Consider the following 20,435-nt stretch of genomic DNA (forward strand, 5'->3'; position numbering starts at 1 on the left):
ACAGAAACTGCCCTACGCGAACATGACGGAATTATGATTTTTTTCATATGAATGTCAACTCATACATTCACAAAATATCTTTGTTGATCATTTAGTAAGCAACACTGAGTTTATGTCGGCTGAGCACTTTACACAGGCAGCGAACTCTTGCCCCTGCGCTGAATGTTGTCGCTCTCTTAGTGCCGGAGAGCGACGTTATATGCAGCACTATGCGCTATATTTAATTTTTCAGTCCGTTAGCGTGCCATTATCAATCACAAAGCGATATTTCACATCGCCGCGCAACATTCGCTCATAGGCTTCGTTAATTTGATCGGCCCGAATCATCTCTATATCAGCAACGATGCCATGTTCGGCGCAAAAATCGAGCATCTCCTGAGTTTCTGGAATGCCGCCAATCATCGAGCCGGCAATTGAGCGACGTTTCATGATCAGGTTAAAAACCTCCGGCGACTTATGCGGCGTAGCGGGAGCGCCAACCAGCGTCATGGTGCCATCGCGTTTCAGCAAAATCGTAAAATCATCGAGATTATGCGGCGCAGCAACTGTATTTAAAATGAAATCGAAACTCTTCACATGGGCCGCCATTTCATCGGCATTACGCGAGTTAACGACTTCATCAGCCCCCAGGGCTTTTGCCGCTTCGCGTTTTGATTCAGAAGTGGTAAACGCCACCACATGCGCCCCCATCGCGTGGGCCAGCTTGATCCCCATATGCCCCAGACCGCCAATGCCGACCACGCCCACTTTTTTACCTGGCCCGGCCTGCCAGTGGCGCAGCGGTGAATAGGTCGTAATGCCTGCACACAGCAACGGCGCAACGGCGGCAAGCTGCTCTTGCGGGTGGCGAATACGCAAAACGTAACGCTCATGAACAACAATTTGCTGCGAATAACCGCCCAGAGTATGGCCCGGCTCGTCTGGCGTCGGCGCGTTATAGGTCCCTGTCATGTGATCACAGTAATTTTCCAGCCCGTCTTCACACTCTTCGCAGTGTTTACAACTGTCGACAATACAGCCGACGCCCACCAGATCGCCTGGCGCATGCTTTTCCACCTGATCACCAACGGCCACCACGCGACCCACAATTTCATGGCCAGGCACGCAGGGATAAACCGTCCCCGCCCACTCCGAACGGACCTGGTGGATATCGGAATGGCAGACGCCACAGTAAGCGATTTCGATTTTGACATCATGCGGCCCCGGTTCACGGCGGGTGATGTCCATCGGTTCCAGCGGTTGTTTAGCGGAATATGCACCAATAGCTTTGATCTTCATTGCGTTTACTCCTGGTTAGCTATGTGTGTTTGGCGATGCCTGATATGTCATCGCGGCAAAACGCGTCCATTGAATATAGCCAATATTTAAGCCGCCCGATCCAGCCCCAACATACCGCGTACCTGAATGAAACAGAGCAGCAACGTTCCCCACAGGGCCAATAGAAGTGTTTTTTGCCATGCGTAAAAGCGCAAAATAAATAAAACTGGCGATATTTATGTTGGTTTTTGGGCGCAGATAAATTAATTATCTACACAACGTCAATAAGGGCATACTCTTCGAAGATAACGTCCATTTCTGGCGAATAACTTCCTTCCGCCTCGAAAAAACGACGGTGTTCATTACGCCAATATTTAAGACTGAGATCACCTTCGCCTTCCTTACGGGCAAACTCTTCAGTGACATCAGAAAAGCGCAGTAAATGCAGGCCAATAATTCTGATAACACAAACAGGCTCGCCAGCGCTATTTTGCACAATCTTATACTCACCAATCATCGGAAACGCGTTGTCCTCAATACATCCCGCCAGCGAACCGCAGGAAGCAGTTTTAACACCAGTCGCAATCAACGTTGCGAGGTGATCGGCCAACGCTGCTGAATCGCCAAAAGTACAACAGGAAGCATGAGGATATTTTTGTGAGATATTTTCTTCTATGGACATGGGAATATTTACGCAATCATGGAAAAATAAATCACATCATAATTACTCTTGATAATAATCAGCAAGAGTATCATTGGTTTTTCTACGCTTAATCTTTTTTATCCGAAGCAGGTCACATTTATGGCTTGATAAATATCTTTGTTAACACTCTTTTTTTGTGTATTTCTCTCAAATAATCCCCTAAAAATTATGCCTGGAGATTATAAAGTTCAGGATGATTCATGAGCAAACCACTGCCGACACACTCATATTCAGATAGCCCCACTCCCTGGGGCTTAAATCTCTCACTATTCACCGTTGCAGACATATCAAATGCGTATCAACCTGCCACACTCCCCCACACCAGTTGCCCTTTATGGAACGTCGCCGTTCTCGGCGAGATACGCGCCACCGCCTCGGCGGAACAGGAGGCGTCCACCAGCACAAAGCTGGCGTCATCCTGCGCTTTTGGCCATACACGCTCGCCTTTTTCATTCAGCGGCAATACATCGCCAGTGGCTAAAAACAGCGAACGGGAGAGGTTCTGTTCGTTAGGACGAATATAGAGCTGCGCGTACAGATTGGCTTTTTCCAGCATGTCGCCCAGGCCGTAAGGCGACCAGTGGTCGATAACGCTGTCAGTGCCAGTCATCACTTTTACGCCTTTGTCGTGCAGCTGTTTAAGCGGCATATGTAACGTGCCAATCGGCACCGTCGAGGCGATAGAAATTTGCTGCGCCACCATCCGGTTCGCCAGTTCATCGACCTGTTGTTCGTTGAGCGTAGCCAGCGCAAAGGCGTGACTGATGGTCAGTTTGCCTTTGAGCTGTGGCGTTTTCTCCACCGTTTCAACCATATAATTGATGGCTGCCACGCCCGCCGGAGTGGTTTCGTGCAGGTGAATATCGACGCCTTTGTCGTAGTCCAGCGCAATCTGGAACATGGTGTCGAGGGATTTTTCCATCGCGCCATCAACACTGGTTGGGTCCAGCCCGCCGACGTAATGCGCCCCCGCCTGCATCGCTTCGCGCATTAAGGGTTCCGATTTCGACAGCAGCAAACCGTGCTGCGGGAAGGCAACAATTTCGCACTCGAAGCCCGCCTGACGTCGCGCCAGCACCGCCTGCAAATTTTGCAGATTTTTCAGGCCGGAAACCGGTTCGATATTGCAGTGGCTGCGGGCAATGGTGGTGCCTTTCGACTGTAATAAATCGATCAGCTTTTCTGCCCGCTCCTGAGTGTAGGGTTGCAGCTCCGGCAGCATTTTCTGCTCGAGCTTAATCATGTCCTGGATGGTGGTGCCTGCCGGGCGATTGAGCGAGCGCCACGGCCCGCCGTAAAAGGTTTTGTCGAGATGAATATGCATGTCGCGGGTGGTGGGCAGCATCAGCTTACCGCCAGCGTCATAGTGCGGCAGCGTGGCGTCCGGATGCTGCTTATTCTCGCGCAGGGCGACAATTTTACCGTCCTGAATCTCCACGGTCTGACGCGTCGTGCGGGTCTGCACCGCCACGCCATTTTCGTAGTCAAATCCAGTTTCCAGCAGCACGTTGTCGAGATAGTAATGCGGGTCAGTGATTTTCATGGTGTTGTTCGCTTCGCAGTTTGTAGTGCCAGGAACCGCCGCATGGGCGAGCGGCACAGAGGTACCAAACAGCGCAGCGGCGGTAACCATCTTACCGCTCTGGCTCAAAAACTCACGACGGCTATTGCTTTCTTTCATCTTACGTCCTTACGTTTTAATAATATGGGTGCCCGTTTCACCGCGCAGCGCCGCTGGCAGGCATTCCGGCGTGGTGATAATCACTTCTTTGCCGCCCTGTTCTAAAAATGTCAGGCTGGCGATAATTTTTGGCAACATGCTGCCGGGCGGGAAATGTCCTTCCCGCATATAGCGGGTCATGGTGGCAATATCCACCCGATCGAGCGCCTGCTGCTGCGGTTTGCCAAAGTGGATACAGACTTTTTCGACGCCGGTGGTGATCACCAGAATATCGGCGTGAATTTCGCGAGCCAGTAGCGCGGTGGAGAGATCTTTGTCGATAACCGCGTCCACGCTTTGGTAATCCCCTGCTTCGCTGCGCACCACCGGAATTCCGCCGCCGCCCGCGCCAATCACCACAAAGCCTTGTTGGATCAGCGCCTTAATGGCAGGTGCTTCGACAATACGTTTCGGTTCCGGCGAGGCGACAACGCGGCGATAGCCCCGTCCGGCATCTTCAACAAAACGCCAGTCAGGGTTTGCCTTTTGTAGTTCGTCACGCTGGCTTTCACTAAAGAATGCGCCGATGGGCTTGGTGGGATGAGCAAATCCCGGATCGTTTATATCCACTTCCACCTGCGTCACCACGGTGACGGCTTTTTTCTCGCCGTGACGCGCCAGTCGGTTGTTCAACGCCTGTTGGATCAGATAGCCAATGCCGCCTTGCGTATCCGCCACACAGTTCGCCAGCGGCGTTAAGGGCAGCCCTTCGCGCTCGTGGGCAATCTCCGCACGGCGTAAATCCAGCCCGACCTGCGGCCCGTTGCCGTGGGTCAGCACAATGTCGTAATCGGAAGCCAGCATTTCCAGCACCGTATCGGCGACGGCTTTCACCGCCTCCGCCTGATGCTCAATCGACTGGCTGGCGTTATCTTTGATAATGCTGTTGCCACCAATGGCAACGACCACAAGTTCTTTCATGTTGTTATGTCCGCTACAGAGGGTGATGAGGTTATGACCAACGCCAAATTGCCTGATGCGCTACGCTTATCAGGCCTACAAATTCTCGTGCCACTCGTAGGCCGGATAAGGCGTTCACGCCGCATCCGGCAGAAACAACGCGCACTTTACAGTTCAGACGCCGTAACGTTCGCACCAGCCAAGAATGGCTTTCTCGAAGCAGGCGAATGGTGGATGCACAATGCCCGCACCAATCATGCCGACGCCCGCATCTTTATGGGCAATGGCGGTGTTGATCACCGGCAGAATGCCGCTGCTGCCCACGCGGGTGATATCGATTGCCGACGGCACGCCCATAAAACCGAGCAGCGGAATGGTGACGTTGGGGTTTTCCCCAAGAGTGATTTCACGCATCTGACGAGAGAAATCGATAGCCTCTTCCACCGTGCCGCCCACCAGCGCGACGATCGCAGGCGCGGTCGCCATAGCAAATCCGCCAATACCGTAGGTTTCGGTGATGGCGCTGTCGCCGATATCCAGCCCCGAATCTTCCGGCTTATAACCGGCAAACATCGGGCCGATGACCTGCTGCGCTGGGCCGGTAAACCATTGCCCCGGCAGGCCGCTGACCCGCAGGCCGAACTCGACGCCGTTACGCGCCATCGTGGTCACCACGGTGCTGTATTCGATGCCGTGCGCCGCATCCATCGCCGCTTTACACATCGCCATCCACGTCGGGCCGGAGAAGTAGTCGCTGCTGGCGACAAACTCAAACACTTCGCGCTGTTGCTCGACGGAATAACCTGCCTGAATAATCCCCGGCGTCAGCGCCTGAATCAGCAGCGTCGTCCCGGCGTTATTGCGGTTATGGCACTCATCGCCCATATGCAGCGCCTGCGCCAGCATTAAGCGCAGATCGATCTCGCCGATAATTTTCATCGCGTCGCGCAGCATTGGCCCCTGCACATCGCGCATCCAGTTCAGGCGGTCAATCACGCTCTGGTCGTTAGCGCCCATACGCAAAATCTTCGCCATCTGCTCGCTCATATTGGTATAAGCGATGTTGCCGTAGGTTTTGTTTTTCACGATGTGCATAAACATCGAGGCAGAGGTAACGCCCGCCATCGATCCCACGCAGTCGTGCTCGTGGCACGGCGAGAAGGTGATCTCCCCGGAGGCCGCCAGTTCAGCCGCCTCATCGAGATCTTTCGCCAGCCCTTCGAACACCAGCGCTCCGGTGACCGCGCCTTTCATCGCGCCGCACATTTTTTCCCAGGTGGTGGGCGGCCCGGCGTGAAGAATGGTTTTCGGCGTCATGCCCGGCACCACGTTAATCGCCTGATCAAATCCGATTAGCACCGGATGCGACTGAATAATGCGTTCCAGCGCCTGCTGGTTAGCGGCGGCGATTTTGTCTGTCAGCGGTGAATCGGCAATGTTGTCCAGTGCCTGCACCACCTGCATATTGCCCTGCCCCGGCGGCGTCCAGTCAAGTTGGGTCACTTCTACATGCTGCTTTTTCAGGTCATCGCTAAACATGGCGATGCCGACGTTAATAACATTCAACGGTTGGCTAAACAGTGACTGGCTCATCAGGCTTCCTCCCCTTTGCAGATAAATTCACGCGCCAGCAATCCGGTATTGGTGCTGCTGCTCGCCAGAATCACTCCGGCATCAAGCAGCATCTGGCTTTGTTGTTCTAACGATGGCGTATCGAGATCGGTACCCAGAACATAGGCGAGAATGATCAACTCGCGTCCTTCGGCTGCGGCGATCGCTTTCGCTTCTTTGATCGCCTCAATGGTGGAGCCGACCGGATCTTCATGCGATCCAAACCCGAGCACAAAATCCATCACGATCACCGCTACTTCTGGATCGCGCGCTTCTTCGATCAAGCGGCTGATACGGTTGGTCGGGTCAATCATCGGGTGCGGCTTGCCGTTGGTGAAGTCGTCATCGCCAAAGTCGAGGAAGGTGTGTTTGATGCTGCGGTTGATATCTTTCAGGCGGAATTCAGGATCGGGCTGAATGTTGCTGTAGACATCGCCGTGTTTTTCCATCACCGCGAACATGGTTTCGTCACACAGCGTGCCGCCGCAGAACAGGCCACGAATGTACTTCTGCTGCGGTTGCAGACGCGCACGCACATCAGCAATCAACGGCTGGTTCAGCGTATGCAGGTCGAGATGTTCCTGTTTCACGCCGGAGAGCATCACTGCTTTCAGCGCCGCTTCTTTGGTACCACGGGCAAACTGTAGCCCCTGCTCATCCACTGGCGTTTCGCCACGACCGAGGAAGCAGACCACTACCGGCTTGCGGCAGGCGCGCGCACGTTCCAGCACTTTGCGGGCCACCGCAGGCGCTGGCGGTTTGGAGATAAGCACAATGATTTCAGTTTGCGGATCGTTTTCCAGCATCCCGATAGCGTCGAGCATCATCAGGCCGCCGATTTTCTCGCTCAGGTCGCGCCCGCCGGTGCCAATCAGTTGCGAAACGCCGCCGCCAAATTCATGGATACGGACGCTCAGTTCCTGGCTGCCGGTGCCAGATGCGCCAACAATACCGATGTTGCCACGACGCACGGCGTTACCAAAACAGAGCGCCGCGCCGTTAATAATCGCCGTGCCGCAGTCTGGCCCCATCATCAGCAGCCCTTTTTCGTGGGCCAACTGTTTGAGCGCCAGTTCATCTTCAACTGAGACGTTATCGGAAAACAACATCACGTTAAGATCGTTTTGCAGCGCCTGACGCGCTTCACGAGCGGCAAACAGGCCGTTGACCGAAATCACCGCCAGGTTACTTTCCGGGATATGCTTTTTGGCGCTGGCAATAGTGGCGTAACGCGCCTCGTGCGAGCCGCTTTGCGCTTTGGTGTTGAACAGCTCTTCAATCTCCACCAGCAACTGCTCGTTGTCCGCGCCTGCTTTGCCGTTGATGACAATCATCAGGTCGCCATTTTTCGCCTGCTCCAGCTCCGGCGTCAGCAGCCCTAAATTCTTCAGCACGCCTTTGTTCATTTCGGTCGCCATCGCCACAAATGCCTGCTCGACGCCGTCGAGTTTATTTGCACGCGTGGAGATAGACATCAGCGAGACAGAATCAAAATAGGTATTCGGTTTAATGACTATTTTAACTGACATAATTCCCTCCGTAGGTTTGGCTCAGCGCACAACCATCGGCCATGCCATACAGCATGTCGCAGCCGGAACTGGAGCCAATATGTTTAATTTTTTCTATTGCCTGAGTTGCGTTCCCAGGGATGTCATAAATAATGTCGTGTATAAAACGATGAATATTTTCCCGGCGGCGTTGTTGTAATGCGGCTTCCAGCGTTATGGCACTTAATAACGTGGTATTATTTTTGCCGCGTTGCAGACCGAGATAAAATTCCTCTTTGTATTTTTCCGCCGGATGCCCGGATATAAATAAAATAAGCGCCAGTCCTGTTAAATAATCGTCAGCTGATGGCGTAAGGCCAATCCCTAAGCCCATCATACTGGCGACTGCTAAGGCGATATTTTGTTTATCGTTTACTGCCTGAATAACTGCTTGTCGTTTAATATGTAGTTCTTTATTTAACGCCTGATAAAACGGATTATCGCCGCGATAATTAAACAGGGTTTCATTTCCCCCCAGGTGCTGATGAATAATGTCGTGCCACTGTTGCCAGGCGATAAGGTGAAAATTCACAGCGGTCATTTGCAAGGTTGGGGACAGCCAACGCCGACAACGACTCATCTCTATATGAAGATGTTGACCAACCGTAATGCCTTGATCGTCAAACTGAACCTTATCACCATGCCGGAACAGACCATCAAAGTGAGTGAGTGCCAACCGACAACTGTTTGGCGCATTGTCGTACTCTTCACAAAGCAGCGTCAGCAACTGCTGGCAGGCCGGGAGTACGATATTTACCGCTCTGGCAAAGACCTGTTCAACCTGTCCTTGCCCCCGCTGCGCCAGAAAATCCGCATCCGCAGTTAGCGCCCACACACACCGTTTTTCTGGTGTGTTGATAGCAAGCCTCCCGGTTTATGCACCTGCGGCAATCAGTAACTGCGCAATCTCTTCAAAGCCCCGTTCCCGCGCCAGTTCCAGCGGCGTTTTGCCATATTTATCCGTCATGTGCGGACTGGCACCGTGTTCCAGCAATAGCTGGACAATCGCCTGCTGTTTAATCCCGCCATCGTTAAGCACAATCGCTTCCAGTAGTGGCGTCCAGCCAACATGGTTGGTCTGGTTAACGTTAATTTCCGTATGCGCCAAAAGCTCTTTTACAATACTTAAATGGCCTTTTTCACAGGCAGGCGTCAGGCCGACACCGCCAAAACGGGTGACGCAATTAAGGTCTGGTTTAGCCGGTAAAATAATTCGTAGCAGCGTTAAATCACCGTTCAGGCAGCTCATTAAAAAAGGATTTAAACATGTCAGGTCTTGTTTATTAATATCCGCCCCGGCATCAATTAATGCCTGAACGCAAGCATATTGCTGATATAAACTTGCCAGCGTAATTGCCGTTTTCCCCTGGCGATCGCAGGTATTTATATCGACACCCAGCGCAAGACAGGTTTTTACTTTATCGATATCGCCCTGTTGTGCAGCCAATAAATAGTCGGCAGGTAGATTTTTTATACTCATTCACATTCCCCTGGTTTTTGTGGCTGTTTTCGATGAATTGAGAATAGCAACGATAATCTGATAAAAGAACCCGCTTAAATTTAATTCGCCGTATTTCGCCTTTTTGTTGAATGATGTTCAACAATCTTTTCGCAGTGTGCGGTAGTGCAATATTTGTTTCTTTGACCCGATACCCTTTCACTCAATCAGGTTTTATTTCTCTATAGTCTGCACATGTAAGCGCAGCTTTCGTCCATGTCTAACCAGAGGGGAACAAGATGAACGGACTCACTGCAACGGGTATAACCGTCGGTGTTTGTGCAGGGCTTTGGCAGTTAGTGTCTTCACATGTTGGGCTTTCTCAGGGATGGGAATTATTAGGTACCATTGGGTTCGTCGCCTTTTGCAGTTTTTATGCCGCAGGCGGCGGTAAATCGGGGTTTATCAGAAGTCTGGCGGTTAATTATTCCGGGATGGTGTGGGCGTTTTTCGCCGCACTGGCTGCCGGTTGGCTGGCCTCTGTAAGTGGACTGTCCGCGTTCTGGGCGAGCGTAATTACTACCGTACCCTTCTCGGCGGTGGTGGTCTGGCAAGGGCGTTTCTGGTTACTGTCATTTATTCCCGGTGGCTTTCTCGGCATGACGCTGTTTTTTGCCAGCGGGATGAACTGGACGGTAACGTTACTGGGTTTTCTGGCGGGTAACTGCGTGGGGATAATTTCAGAATATGGCGGACAAAAATTAAGCGAAGCGACGACTAAACGCGACGGGTATTAAAAGTTATTCAAAAATGATTATCTATCTTTAACCGATACCTCTACAGTCATAGCTGGAGAAATTCATAGTAGATAATGGCGGGAATGGTTTAATGAACTCAATTTTTACCGAAGAGAATCTGTTGGCATTTACTACCGCTGCGCGTTTTGGCAGTTTCAGTAAAGCCGCAGAAGAGTTGGGTTTAACCACTTCCGCCATTAGCTACACCATCAAGCGTATGGAGACGGGCCTGGATGTGGTGCTGTTCACTCGCAACACCCGCAGCATTGAGTTAACCGAGTCCGGGCGTTATTTTTTCCGCAAAGCTACCGACCTGCTGAATGATTTTCACGCCATTAAACGCAGTATCGATACTATTTCGCAGGGCATAGAAGCACGGGTGCGCATTTGTATTAATCAGCTGCTTTATACGCCCAAACACACCGCGCGCTTATTACAGGTGCTGAAAAAGCAGTTTCCTACCTGCCAGATTACCGTGACGACCGAAGTGTATAACGGCGTCTGGGATGCAATTATTAATAATCAGGCAAATATCGCCATCGGCGCACCCGATACACTGCTGGACGGTGGCGGCATTGATTACACTGAAATTGGCGCGATTCGCTGGGCTTTTGCTATCGCGCCGGATCACCCGTTAGCCTTTGTGCCGGAGCCGATCGCCGAAAGCCAACTGCGTCTCTACCCTAATATTATGGTGGAGGACACCGCGCATACGATTAATAAAAAAGTGGGCTGGTTGCTGCACGGGCAGGAGTCAATTCTGGTGCCAGATTTCAACACCAAATGTCAGTGCCAGATTTTAGGTGAAGGGATTGGTTTTTTGCCGGATTACATGGTCCGTGAGGCGATGACGCAATCCCTGCTGGTTACCCGACAAATCCATAATCCGCGCCAGGATTCGCGCATGTTACTGGCGACTCAGCATTCTGCTACGGGTCAGGTGACGCAGTGGATTAAAAAACAATTTGCGCCAAATGGCATATTAACGGGGATCTATCAGGATTTACTGCATCGGGAGAATTAATCGCTGCCAACCTCCCGATGCGCTGTGAATAGCGGTTTACATCAACCACCTGCTTTCATTACCCATTCAGTGATAAATTTATTACCCGGAACTGGCGGGGAGTACAAATAGCCCTGCAAAAAGTGAACGCCTTTACCGATCATTAAATCCGCCTGCTCCTGGGTTTCTACCCCTTCCGCTACGATACTCAGACCAGGCTTACGCGCCAGTTCGACAATATTGTCGACAATATGACCGGAGATTTCGTCCACGCTCGCCATTTGCACAAATGACTTATCGATCTTAATAAAATCGACCGGGAACGCCTGCAAGTAACGATAGGTCGCATAACCCGTACCAAAGTCATCCAGCGCAAAGGTAATATTGTGCTGATGAAGGCTATCAAATATCGCTCTGGCTTCTGGCGTTACCGGAATGGGGTTACGTTCCGTCAGCTCAAGAACCAGTTTGATTTTATCGTTACCTAATTTCTTAACCAGGTTCAGACACTCTTTTTCAAATCCCGCAGCCAAAAAACAGCCCGCCGAGACGTTGATACCAATATGGAAGTTGTCCGGCAGCAAATGTTTTACCGGCATCAGAATATCCGCAGTCTGTTTCATCAACTGGCGGGTCATTATGACGATAAGACCAGATGACTCCGCCAGAGGAATAAATTGATCCGGCGGGATGATTCCCGTTTGCGGATGTTCCCAGCGAACAAGCACTTCACAACCTGTCAGTACTCCTGTCTGAGCACAAAATACCGGTTGGATCCATGGTTTGAATTCATGGTTTTCCAGCGCCAGACTGATGGCTTCAGGTGTGACAATATGGTGACAACGGTTGTCAGGAAGATAAATTTTATTTTTATTTCCCGTGGCAGTGGTTACCTGCGGGTGATACTGAAAAAAGATATCCCGCCAGAAGGTAATATCACTCTGGATGCCTAGTTTTTCATACAGCTGCTTCTTTTGATGTGAAATTGTCTTTGCACTGCGATTTCTGTACTGTGAGATTTCTGTAACCGACATTCCCTCCATTAGCAGCTTGAGTAAAAGCCGTTCTTTTTCGGACACGATACCAGGCAACGTCAAATTCACCGTTGCGCCGAACTCTTCCAAAAAAACACTCAAATCATGCGAAGCCATTTAACACACCTTGATTAAATCTTGTGCGCCAGCTTAATCTGCTTGTCTTCACTCTGGCAGGAAAAGCTGGCTGCAAGAAAATGACACAGAGAGCCGAATTAGCACCTATTCAGCTCTCTCCTTTTACTTATTATTCAGATCAGAATTGCCACTTAACGCCAATCATTGCAGAGGTGTCATTATATCCCTTATCGGCAACCTGAACGCCCACATTTCCCCAGACATTCAGGTTGGCATTTAGCTGTCCTTCCACACCCGTTTTTATCTCGGCAATATTTCGGGCTCCATCCTGAGTGACTGACACGCCATCCATGCTGGTGCTGAAATCCTTACTGTTATGCAGCCAGTTCACTTCTACAAACGGCTGGAACTCGCGGGATTTACCGTCGTCCATTTTATGATGACTCTTCAACCAGGTTTTTACACCAAGTCGAGTCTGAATGTTGCCATCACCGCTGCTATCAACGAGAGTCCCATTGCTTTCGCGGTGCTTATCGGCTTTGACTCCCATCCAGGTAACCTGTGCTTGTGGCTGAACATACCATTCATTACGCGTTCCCCGGCTGCCATTAAATTCAGCTAATTTGTGTTTGTATCCAGCTTCCAGTGAAGCGGTAAATCCTTTTGATTTATAGGATTCACTTTGTAAATCATCACCTTTCACTGTGTTATCAAACCAGCTGTACTGCGCCCAACTGTCGAGATACGCGCCATTATGCGATTCGTCATCGGCATACCAGGTGGCATACAGGCCGGTGCTATATCCGTTCACACTCGCTTTTGCACGATAACCGGTTCGCGAAGAAATGGTTTTGCTGTCGCTGTTGCCATATCCCGCCATGACCCCAACATGCCAGCGGTCGCTGCCGTTTTGGCTCCACTGCGCGATATCGCCTCCCAGTTGCAGAACATAGCGATTGCTTTGGGTTTTCAGCTGGCCGCTGCCATCGCGCCATTTATTATGACCACCTTCATGTCGCATCCACATAGTGGTTTGTTTCTGCTCACCCGTCACCATGTCGGTATAGTACGTATTACCCAGACGCTCATGCAGACGCGTGGTGAACATGGTATTCGCTGCTGCAAGGTTCGCGATGTAGCTACCCGCCTCCGGTCGCAGGTCATTATCCACATTCAGATCCGGACCCGGCGTAGGTGTCGGGTTAGGGGTCGGCTCTGGATTCGGGTTTGGCTCTGGATTCGGGTTTGGCTCCGGGTTCGGGTTTGGCATCGGCTCTGGCTCCGGTTGCGGTTCAGCTGAATCACCACCACTGGTCAGATACCAGTTTCCGCTGTTTGCCCCCTTACCACGCGCGAGAGTGTAGTCATATGCGCCCGCAACGATACGTCCCGCCTGAACAAATTCCCCCTCAGACTTACCATCAACATGGATAAGTTCAATGCCGTTAAGCGTTTTAGCACCTGTACCACCAGCGTTATTCACCGTAACGGAGGTCGTGCCGCTGGTATCGCCCTCAACAACCAGTTTATCCGTCACTGAATCATCGCCATTCAGTGCCGTATTCATCACCAGTCGGCCGTTATCACCATGGTAGTTCCCCTTCACCACTAACGCGTTGCCCGCTTGCTGTCCAGACTCTCCGGTCATCAGCGTACCGTTGTTAGTCAGGTTGCCGCCCAGGGTGTAATTCACAGGCACAGCCGCTCTTTTTTCAGCGCTATTATTCAACACCAGGGTACCGTTGTTCTCAACGTTTGCGCCACCCAATCCCTGTGCATGACTTACCAGCACTTTAGCCGAGCTGGCAATATTCATATTAGCCGTCAGGTTGCTGTTATCGCCCGCGACGTCCAGCGTGCCGCTCTGAATATTCAGCTCTCCGTTCCCCGTTAACGAACCTGCTGAAGTCCCCCCGTTGGCAAGAGTCAGACTGCCGCCGTTTAAGTTCAGCAGCGAATCGGCGCCGCCATTGAGCGTACCCACGGTCTGGCTGTGGCCATTCATATCCAGTTCAGTCTCCGCCGCCAGACGCAGTTCCTGGGTATTACCCAACACGTTATCGTTATTCAACAAGAGCGTCCCGCTGCGCAGATCGGTAATACCGGTATAGTCGTTGTCTTTGTTAGAAAGCGATACGGTCTGACCTTTCTGGCTGCTGAATGCCAGGTCACCACTGCCGGTAATCTTTGCGCTGAGATCGGCGGCATTCTCGCTTTTACCGTTAGAGCTCAGCACCAGAGCATCGCTGTCAGTAGCGTGTAAATCAAGCTGGGTCAGGCCGTAACCGATATACAGACCGTCATTGTTTACCCCACTCGTCAGACGATAGTCGTAAGTGCCGACGGCGGCTTTTTTCCCATTCTGCTGAATATCACGTTGGGCGCTGCTGGAGAGGATTTGCCCATTTTTATCCTGCAATTGCAGATTGCCCGCATCCCCCAGAACTTCCGCACCTTGCGCATCAACCAGCTTAATGGCGCTGTTACCATCATCAACTTCAGTAAGCGATAACGCGGAGTCAATATCACGAGATACTGAGCGGACAACGTCACTGTCAGAAACCTGAATCACACCCTCGCCGCGCAAATCCAGCGTTTTACTAACGTTGACTGTCCCTTCTGTCATCTGTGCACCCGCTGTCAGGGCACCAAAATCAACGGTTCCGCCGGAGAATCCCAAAGTGCTAATGGAGTGAGCGCCCTTACCCACTGTTACCAGGCTTCCCTGACCCGCAGTGATCCCGCCTTTCTGCAGAAACTCAGCATTCTTTTCCAGGTTAAATGTCGTGTTCTGGAACGCCAGTGAACCCTGGAACCAGTCTGTATAAGCAAACTCATCGAAGGAGAATTCGTGATTCCCCATGTTTATTTCAACAATGCCTCTACCTTCAAGATCGTTATCAAATACCCAATCTTTGTTGGCATTAATTTGCAATTTGCCATCAACATCCAGATCCGCGTTGCCAATGTTTTTTTCTTCAGAAATAACCGCGACAGCATCGGAAGCAACATCAATATATCCGCTGAATGCATAGTTATTGCCGGTCAACTCCACCGTCCCACCGTCGATACTTATTGTACCGTTGCCGGAAATCTTATTGGCAAAGGTCATGCTATCGTCAGCCTTCAGGTGTAATTTCCCGCGGTTAGTGATTTCTGCTGTACCTATATTTTGGGTGATCCCTAAAGCGCCATTTTGCTCAATTTTGACTTTACCGCTAAAGGCAGAGTTATCACCGGTTAAGTAAGTCGTGCCATTGAGCGCATTGATATAGCCCAGGCCCTCGCTGCCACTAACAATATCCGCGGAAATAGTCGCATCTTTATCCGTGTGGTTTAAGGTGATTTTCTTATCGGATGTCGAAGCCCACACAAACTCAATTTTTTCGGCATCAATAATCCCTGCTGCCTTCGCAGTACTTCCTTCCTGTGCACCTAACGCTAACTCAGAGTTGGTACTTAAACTAATAGTCGGCGCAGAAATTTTACCACCTTCCGAAACGGCAAGTGTGGTATCGGAGTTTTGATTATAATAGCCCAGGCTAATTTGCTTCCTGGCATTAACTTCACCGCCGTTATTAACTGACAGGTACTGATCACCACCGTAACTGCTGTAAACGCCCATAAAGAAGGTTTCGGAATTTACCTGGCTACCTTCACCACTGACATTTCCCTGCGTATAAGTCAGACGACTGGTGCCCTTAACATGGATTTTGCCGCCGTTGGAGACGTTAAAATAGCCTTTATCATGTCTCATGCCTGAGTTTGACTCATACAAATCATCAGCATATAACTCGCTGCCAGCATTGGAGACGTTCAGGAAACCTGTACCTTTCAGCAAAAAGTTAAGTGGGCCATTGATACGCACCTTCCCTCCGGTGATATCCAGTCCACCACCAGAAGCGAGAGTCATACGAGGACGCGATGAGTCTGTCGCATCGATTACCAGATTGGCATTATTGGTCACTGTAATACGGTAATCGATGAGCTGGTCAGTTTTGCCAAAAGCATAAGTCTCATCCTTATTCACGATGACATCACCAGAGAACGCCAGAGATGAATATAAACTTATCGCGCTAATTAAAACAGCCCGGGATTTTTTGCCTTTTATTTTGCTTCCCAGTTCAGAGCAGACGCTCCAACAGTTACGGGACCTGTTCCACTTTAGCCGATATATTTTATTCATCACAATCTCCAGCAATACATCCAAATAAAACCAAGATTGCATAAACAGCAACGTATAAAATGCCATCCCGGTTGCTGCTCATGGCATATATAAATTCAAAAAAATCGCATAACATTGATAACCACATACCTGGGTATGCAGTTCAGAGAGTAATAATAGATTAACTTACTACCGGATACCTATTTCAAATTAACAATCTTAACTTTATCCTTACATTAGCACCCAGTCTCGAACATATGCGCATTATATGTATCTAAGAGCTCAAATCAACTCAAAATATAAACAAGAAGCAGGCGTTACACATTTAATATATAACCGACAAAGGTGATAACTCTTATTAGGTATTTAATTATAAGAATTGTCTTATTAATAAATATATATGCGCATAAGACTGAATCCATTCAGCTTTCATTCATATAAAACCGTTAATTAATAGAATATAAGATTTCCAAGTGACTAAGAGGAATTACAAGATATGAAGTTACAACTATATATAATATATGCATAAAATTCTACAGTGGGTCAATGATTCCCGTACCATATGCAGAGATGGTGCAGTTTTATGCACGTCCTGGAACATCACACTATTCCCTGTGTGTCGATTGTCAGACCGATGAACAGCTCAACGAACTTGTGCGTAATTGCACCGAAACCGCCTTTCCCCCGGGCGATGCGTACAGAACAGACTACGACGAGACGGCGGGCCGTATACGAACCGGAAGGCCTGCGCGTGGTGGATGCATCAATTATGATTGGTGAGAAGCACGGCTGCGTATTTTGTGGCGAATAGAATACTGCTAGAGCTAAAAATTCAGTCGCGACTTGATTTGACTGTAGGCTTTGCAAGGTTGAGAGTTACCGTTTTGATACGGGACCGAATCCTGCTATAAAAACGTGAGGTAACTCTCATGTTACTCTCTCTCAGCAATCCTCAATAATCAGGTATACCGCTTTCACCGGGCCATGAACCCCGACGACTTTGATAAGCTCAATATCCGCCGTTGAACTAGGGCCGCTAATGATGTTAATGCAGGACGGCATACGCTCACCAGACAGCGCTTTCTGATGCAATTTTTCTGCGAGTTGCGCCACACGTGGCAGGATGGTGCTTTTGCGCAGGATAAAAATTGAGGACTCAGGGAGCAAACTCAACGAGCGCCCACGCTCAGCAGCGGAAAAAAGCACCACGCCTCCCGATTCTGTTAAGCCATATTCAGCATACACTACGCCAACTTTAGCCTGCTCTGCCTGCGAGATATTCTCGGCACCTTTCAGCGGATCCCACACGGCGGCATTGCATTCCTGTTGTAAACGTTCATGGATCCCCAGTTCTTCCAGTCGCCTGTCACCGCTAATCATCACCGGCTGCTCTCCCAGCTCTTTACACAGGCGTAATGCAGCATCTGCCGCCTTCGCCTCGCTGGTCAGTTCACAACGCGTCAACATGACATCACTGGCAAACTGGATAAACGCGTCACAGCGCTGTTGCTGGTTAAGTTCAGTAAGACGCTCGTTAGCATAGTTGTTAAGCGGCACATCTTCCGTTTGCGGTTCGAGTCGCAGCGGGCGGCCCAGTGCCTGAGCAACGTTTTGCAAGAATTCGCTTCGATTATCCATTTTTTTTCTCCTGCGCCTGATGTTTCTTAAACCAACTACGGAAACTCTCGCCGTCAGCTTCAGGAAGATCGCGGGCTTCCATCCAGTCGCTAATCGCACCGATCCTGAGTGGTGTTTTGCCACCACTGATAAACCAGCTTGCCGCATGAGCGCCTGCCATCATCCCGACTTTCCACAATCCCGGATGGCTATTGGCATAAGCGAACATTTTGATCGCCCGTTGCTCTGCTTTTGCGGTGTTCCCTTTTTCAGCCATCACCCGACGATGACGCAAAATCAGTTTCGACAGAGGAATACGCACCGGACACACGCTGTCACAGGCCGTGCATAAAGAGCAGGCGTAAGGTAAATCTTTAAAATCTTTATAGCCGCCAAGTAGCGGAGAAATCACCGCGCCGATTGGCCCTGGGTAAATTGAGCCGTATCCGTGACCTCCAATGTGGCGATATGCCGGACAAGTATTCATACAGGCTCCGCAACGAATACAACGCAGCACATCCCGAAATTCAGAGGCCAGCACTTCAGAACGCCCGTTATCAACAATAACCAGATGAAACTCTTCAGGCCCGTCCACATGCCCCGCTTCGCGCGGCCCTGTCAGCCAGGTGTTGTATCCCGTCAAACGTGCGCCAACGGCACTACGCGCCAGCATGGTGATCAATACATCAACCTCGGCAAACGTGGGGGCAATACGCTCCATCCCCATCACCGCGATGTGCGTTTTAGGTAGCGTGGTACACATTCGCGCATTGCCTTCATTGGTCACCAGGCATACCGAACCGGTTTCTGCTACCGCGAAATTACAGCCGGTTATACCGATTTCGGCACTGAGGAAATCTTCACGGATCTTTTGACGAATGAATAAGGTCATCGCTTCAGGCGTCTCCGGGCCATCATAGCCCAGACGTTCGTGTAGCACCCGGCGGATCTGGTGGCGATCTTTATGGATAGCCGGGACCACAACATGAGATGGCGGATCTTGATCCAACTGAAGAATGTATTCACCCAGATCGGTTTCAATCACCTGAATGCCAGCATCCTGCAACACATGATTGACACCAATCTCTTCGGTCACCATCGATTTAGATTTCACCACCTTCCGGGCATTTTTGCGTTGGGCGACCTGTAAAATGTAGCGGGTAGCGTCTTCTTTGGTTTTTGCAAACCAGACGTGACCGCCGTTTTGCGTCACTTTTTCGGAGAGCTGGTACAGATAAGCGTCGAGATTACTCAGAACATGATCACGTATCTGGCTGGCACGATCGCGCCACTCCTCCCAGTGACCTAATTCATCGACCATTTTTTGCCGATTTGCTCCAATACGCTGCTGCGCGTTTGCCACCGCTTTGCGCATGATCGGATCTTCAATTTGCTGACGGATGCGTGTCTTGAATTCTGTATTACTGGTTTTGATCGACATCTTTATACCCTCAGCGGCTCATCAGCACTTCAGCAATATGCATCACTTTGACTTTCTGCCCTTCCCGTTGTAATCGCCCACTTATATTCAGCAAGCAACTAATGTCGGCACCAATTAAATACTCAGGACAAACCTCCATCAGGTGTGAAACCTTTTCTTTCACCATCTCGCCGGAAATTTCGGCCATTTTGACCGAGAACGTACCGCCAAACCCGCAGCAAGTATCCTGTTCGGCAAAGGGCAACAGCTCCAGTCCACGTACATTTTTTAGCAGCGTAAGTGGTTCATCCTTCACACCCAGCTTACGGGCCAGACTACAGGATGGATGATATACCGCCCTCCCTTGCAAGCTGGCGCCTACATCGACTACCCCTAATGTATTGACAATAAAAGAAGTGAGATCCTGCATACGTGCGGCGACCTTTTCTGCACGTGATGCCCATTCTGGTTCGTCAGCCAGATATGTTGGGTAACTTTTTACGGCGTAAGTGCAGGAACCGGCGGGAGAAATAATGGGATCGTCGTTATCTTCAAGTGCAGCGATCAGATTTTTCATTCCTGGGATCGCTTCTTTGATATAACCACTATTGATCGCAGGCTGACCGCAGCATCCCTGTTTCTCAGGAAAATTTACGCGACAGCCGAGTTTTTCCAAGAGCAGCACGGAGTCGCGTGCCATCCTTGATTTCAGGGCATCACCAATACAGGTAACAAAGAAATTTACATTCACAACCAATACTCCATTGCTTCATTTCTACTTATGCCTGATCGCAACCACTCCTTCCGGGTTATCAGACATCAATAAAAATGGCGGCTTTTTTATTGGGTAGCAGAATACAAATTCAAACTGATTTGTATGACAAATCAATAATCCATCATTGGATACCTGGATGCAATAGCTAATTCTATTTCTTTCGGCGTCGCTCACATTTTTATAGTGATCGCCACTAACAACACGGAATCATGCATTCGATAAAATAACGTATTGAATTTCATTGGATTTATCTTGAATGCCTATTTAGAGATACTCATTTGGTATCTATTAAAACAGTCCCCCAAATGAGTATAAATGAAATTATTAACAATAATTTCACAACCATTAATAACTGTAATTTTATCTTACT

15 protein-coding genes and 2 pseudogenes are annotated in these 20,435 nt (G+C 50.0%); 3 read left to right on the forward strand and 14 right to left on the reverse strand.

The features are described from left to right. Window positions 1-228: 228 nt before the first annotated feature. The 9 genes and pseudogenes from yahK to AACU94_RS16355 form a co-directional block, all read right to left on the reverse strand. Complete coding sequence (gene yahK / locus AACU94_RS16315) at window positions 229-1,278, reverse strand: NADPH-dependent aldehyde reductase YahK (protein ID WP_130218319.1); 1,050 nt, start codon at window positions 1,276-1,278, stop codon at window positions 229-231. An 86-nt stretch (window positions 1,279-1,364) separates the two neighbouring features. Beyond that, a pseudogene (locus AACU94_RS16320) lies at window positions 1,365-1,445 on the reverse strand (hypothetical protein); the annotation flags it as partial. Between the two features lie 83 nt (window positions 1,446-1,528). Further along, a complete protein-coding gene (locus tag AACU94_RS16325; RefSeq protein ID WP_135384943.1) occupies window positions 1,529-1,939 on the reverse strand; it encodes an ASCH domain-containing protein in 411 nt (136 codons plus the stop codon). Window positions 1,940-2,258: 319 nt separating this feature from the next. Then, a complete protein-coding gene (locus AACU94_RS16330) occupies window positions 2,259-3,641 on the reverse strand; it encodes an amidohydrolase family protein (protein WP_135489764.1) in 1,383 nt (460 codons plus the stop codon). Window positions 3,642-3,650: 9 nt separating this feature from the next. Continuing rightward, complete coding sequence (locus tag AACU94_RS16335) at window positions 3,651-4,601, reverse strand: carbamate kinase family protein (protein ID WP_135489766.1); 951 nt, start codon at window positions 4,599-4,601, stop codon at window positions 3,651-3,653. A 153-nt stretch (window positions 4,602-4,754) separates the two neighbouring features. Next, the gene (locus AACU94_RS16340) at window positions 4,755-6,173 is read right to left on the reverse strand and encodes a YlbE family protein (RefSeq protein ID WP_135489768.1); all 1,419 of its coding nucleotides are present in this window, start codon (window positions 6,171-6,173) and stop codon (window positions 4,755-4,757) included. After that, entirely contained in the window at window positions 6,173-7,720 is a 1,548-nt protein-coding gene (gene fdrA / locus AACU94_RS16345; protein ID WP_135489770.1) for an acyl-CoA synthetase FdrA, read from the reverse strand. The genes AACU94_RS16340 and fdrA overlap by 1 nt, the downstream gene beginning before the upstream one ends. Beyond that, window positions 7,710-8,573 carry a DUF2877 domain-containing protein gene (locus AACU94_RS16350; protein ID WP_135489772.1) on the reverse strand — a complete coding sequence of 288 codons (864 nt, stop codon included), beginning with the start codon at window positions 8,571-8,573 and terminating at the stop codon, window positions 7,710-7,712. Before AACU94_RS16350 ends, fdrA begins: the two co-directional genes overlap by 11 nt. Before the next feature lie 39 nt (window positions 8,574-8,612). Next, complete coding sequence (locus AACU94_RS16355) at window positions 8,613-9,218, reverse strand: ankyrin repeat domain-containing protein (protein ID WP_135489774.1); 606 nt, start codon at window positions 9,216-9,218, stop codon at window positions 8,613-8,615. Window positions 9,219-9,475: 257 nt separating this feature from the next. Between AACU94_RS16355 and AACU94_RS16360 the strand changes: the two genes are divergently transcribed. After that, a complete protein-coding gene (locus AACU94_RS16360) occupies window positions 9,476-9,973 on the forward strand; it encodes a DUF1097 domain-containing protein (RefSeq protein WP_130209780.1) in 498 nt (165 codons plus the stop codon). Window positions 9,974-10,064: 91 nt separating this feature from the next. Continuing rightward, on the forward strand, window positions 10,065-10,997 hold the full coding sequence (locus AACU94_RS16365) for a LysR substrate-binding domain-containing protein (RefSeq protein WP_063069923.1): 933 nt from the start codon (window positions 10,065-10,067) through the stop codon (window positions 10,995-10,997). Between the two features lie 41 nt (window positions 10,998-11,038). Here AACU94_RS16365 and AACU94_RS16370 read toward each other — a convergent pair whose 3' ends face one another. Then, window positions 11,039-12,127, reverse strand: coding sequence for an EAL domain-containing protein (locus AACU94_RS16370; RefSeq protein WP_135489776.1), 1,089 nt, complete (start codon window positions 12,125-12,127; stop codon window positions 11,039-11,041). A gap of 139 nt (window positions 12,128-12,266) precedes the next feature. Then, window positions 12,267-16,274, reverse strand: a complete 4,008-nt coding sequence (locus AACU94_RS16375; RefSeq protein WP_135489778.1) for an autotransporter outer membrane beta-barrel domain-containing protein — start codon at window positions 16,272-16,274, stop codon at window positions 12,267-12,269. A gap of 597 nt (window positions 16,275-16,871) precedes the next feature. Between AACU94_RS16375 and AACU94_RS24775 the strand changes: the two are divergent. After that, a pseudogene (locus AACU94_RS24775) lies at window positions 16,872-17,025 on the forward strand (hypothetical protein); the annotation flags it as partial. A gap of 170 nt (window positions 17,026-17,195) precedes the next feature. Here the strand turns inward: AACU94_RS24775 and AACU94_RS16385 are convergent. Genes AACU94_RS16385 through AACU94_RS16395 form a run of 3 tightly spaced genes read right to left on the reverse strand, consistent with a single transcriptional unit; the run spans window position 17,196 to window position 20,041 of the window. Further along, a complete protein-coding gene (locus tag AACU94_RS16385) occupies window positions 17,196-17,891 on the reverse strand; it encodes a LutC/YkgG family protein (RefSeq protein ID WP_135489780.1) in 696 nt (231 codons plus the stop codon). After that, window positions 17,884-19,311 carry a LutB/LldF family L-lactate oxidation iron-sulfur protein gene (locus tag AACU94_RS16390; protein WP_135489782.1) on the reverse strand — a complete coding sequence of 476 codons (1,428 nt, stop codon included), beginning with the start codon at window positions 19,309-19,311 and terminating at the stop codon, window positions 17,884-17,886. Before AACU94_RS16390 ends, AACU94_RS16385 begins: the two co-directional genes overlap by 8 nt. Window positions 19,312-19,321: 10 nt before the next feature. After that, entirely contained in the window at window positions 19,322-20,041 is a 720-nt protein-coding gene (locus AACU94_RS16395; RefSeq protein WP_130218352.1) for a (Fe-S)-binding protein, read from the reverse strand. Window positions 20,042-20,435: the final 394 nt, after the last annotated feature.

The sequence above is a fragment of the Escherichia sp. E4702 genome (genome assembly GCF_963883545.1).
GTDB lineage: Bacteria > Pseudomonadota > Gammaproteobacteria > Enterobacterales > Enterobacteriaceae > Escherichia.

What these genes read in the sequence shown, in the direction of transcription:
- yahK (WP_130218319.1), bottom strand. Translation starts at nt 1,278, where the DNA reads ATGAAGATCAAAGCTATTGGTGCATATTCCGCTAAACAACCGCTGGAA.
- AACU94_RS16325 (WP_135384943.1), bottom strand. Translation starts at nt 1,939, where the DNA reads ATGTCCATAGAAGAAAATATCTCACAAAAATATCCTCATGCTTCCTGT.
- AACU94_RS16330 (WP_135489764.1), bottom strand. Translation starts at nt 3,641, where the DNA reads ATGAAAGAAAGCAATAGCCGTCGTGAGTTTTTGAGCCAGAGCGGTAAG.
- AACU94_RS16335 (WP_135489766.1), bottom strand. Translation starts at nt 4,601, where the DNA reads ATGAAAGAACTTGTGGTCGTTGCCATTGGTGGCAACAGCATTATCAAA.
- AACU94_RS16340 (WP_135489768.1), bottom strand. Translation starts at nt 6,173, where the DNA reads ATGAGCCAGTCACTGTTTAGCCAACCGTTGAATGTTATTAACGTCGGC.
- fdrA (WP_135489770.1), bottom strand. Translation starts at nt 7,720, where the DNA reads ATGTCAGTTAAAATAGTCATTAAACCGAATACCTATTTTGATTCTGTC.
- AACU94_RS16355 (WP_135489774.1), bottom strand. Translation starts at nt 9,218, where the DNA reads ATGAGTATAAAAAATCTACCTGCCGACTATTTATTGGCTGCACAACAG.
- AACU94_RS16360 (WP_130209780.1), top strand. Translation starts at nt 9,476, where the DNA reads ATGAACGGACTCACTGCAACGGGTATAACCGTCGGTGTTTGTGCAGGG.
- AACU94_RS16365 (WP_063069923.1), top strand. Translation starts at nt 10,065, where the DNA reads ATGAACTCAATTTTTACCGAAGAGAATCTGTTGGCATTTACTACCGCT.
- AACU94_RS16370 (WP_135489776.1), bottom strand. Translation starts at nt 12,127, where the DNA reads ATGGCTTCGCATGATTTGAGTGTTTTTTTGGAAGAGTTCGGCGCAACG.
- AACU94_RS16375 (WP_135489778.1), bottom strand. Translation starts at nt 16,274, where the DNA reads ATGAATAAAATATATCGGCTAAAGTGGAACAGGTCCCGTAACTGTTGG.
- AACU94_RS16385 (WP_135489780.1), bottom strand. Translation starts at nt 17,891, where the DNA reads ATGGATAATCGAAGCGAATTCTTGCAAAACGTTGCTCAGGCACTGGGC.
- AACU94_RS16390 (WP_135489782.1), bottom strand. Translation starts at nt 19,311, where the DNA reads ATGTCGATCAAAACCAGTAATACAGAATTCAAGACACGCATCCGTCAG.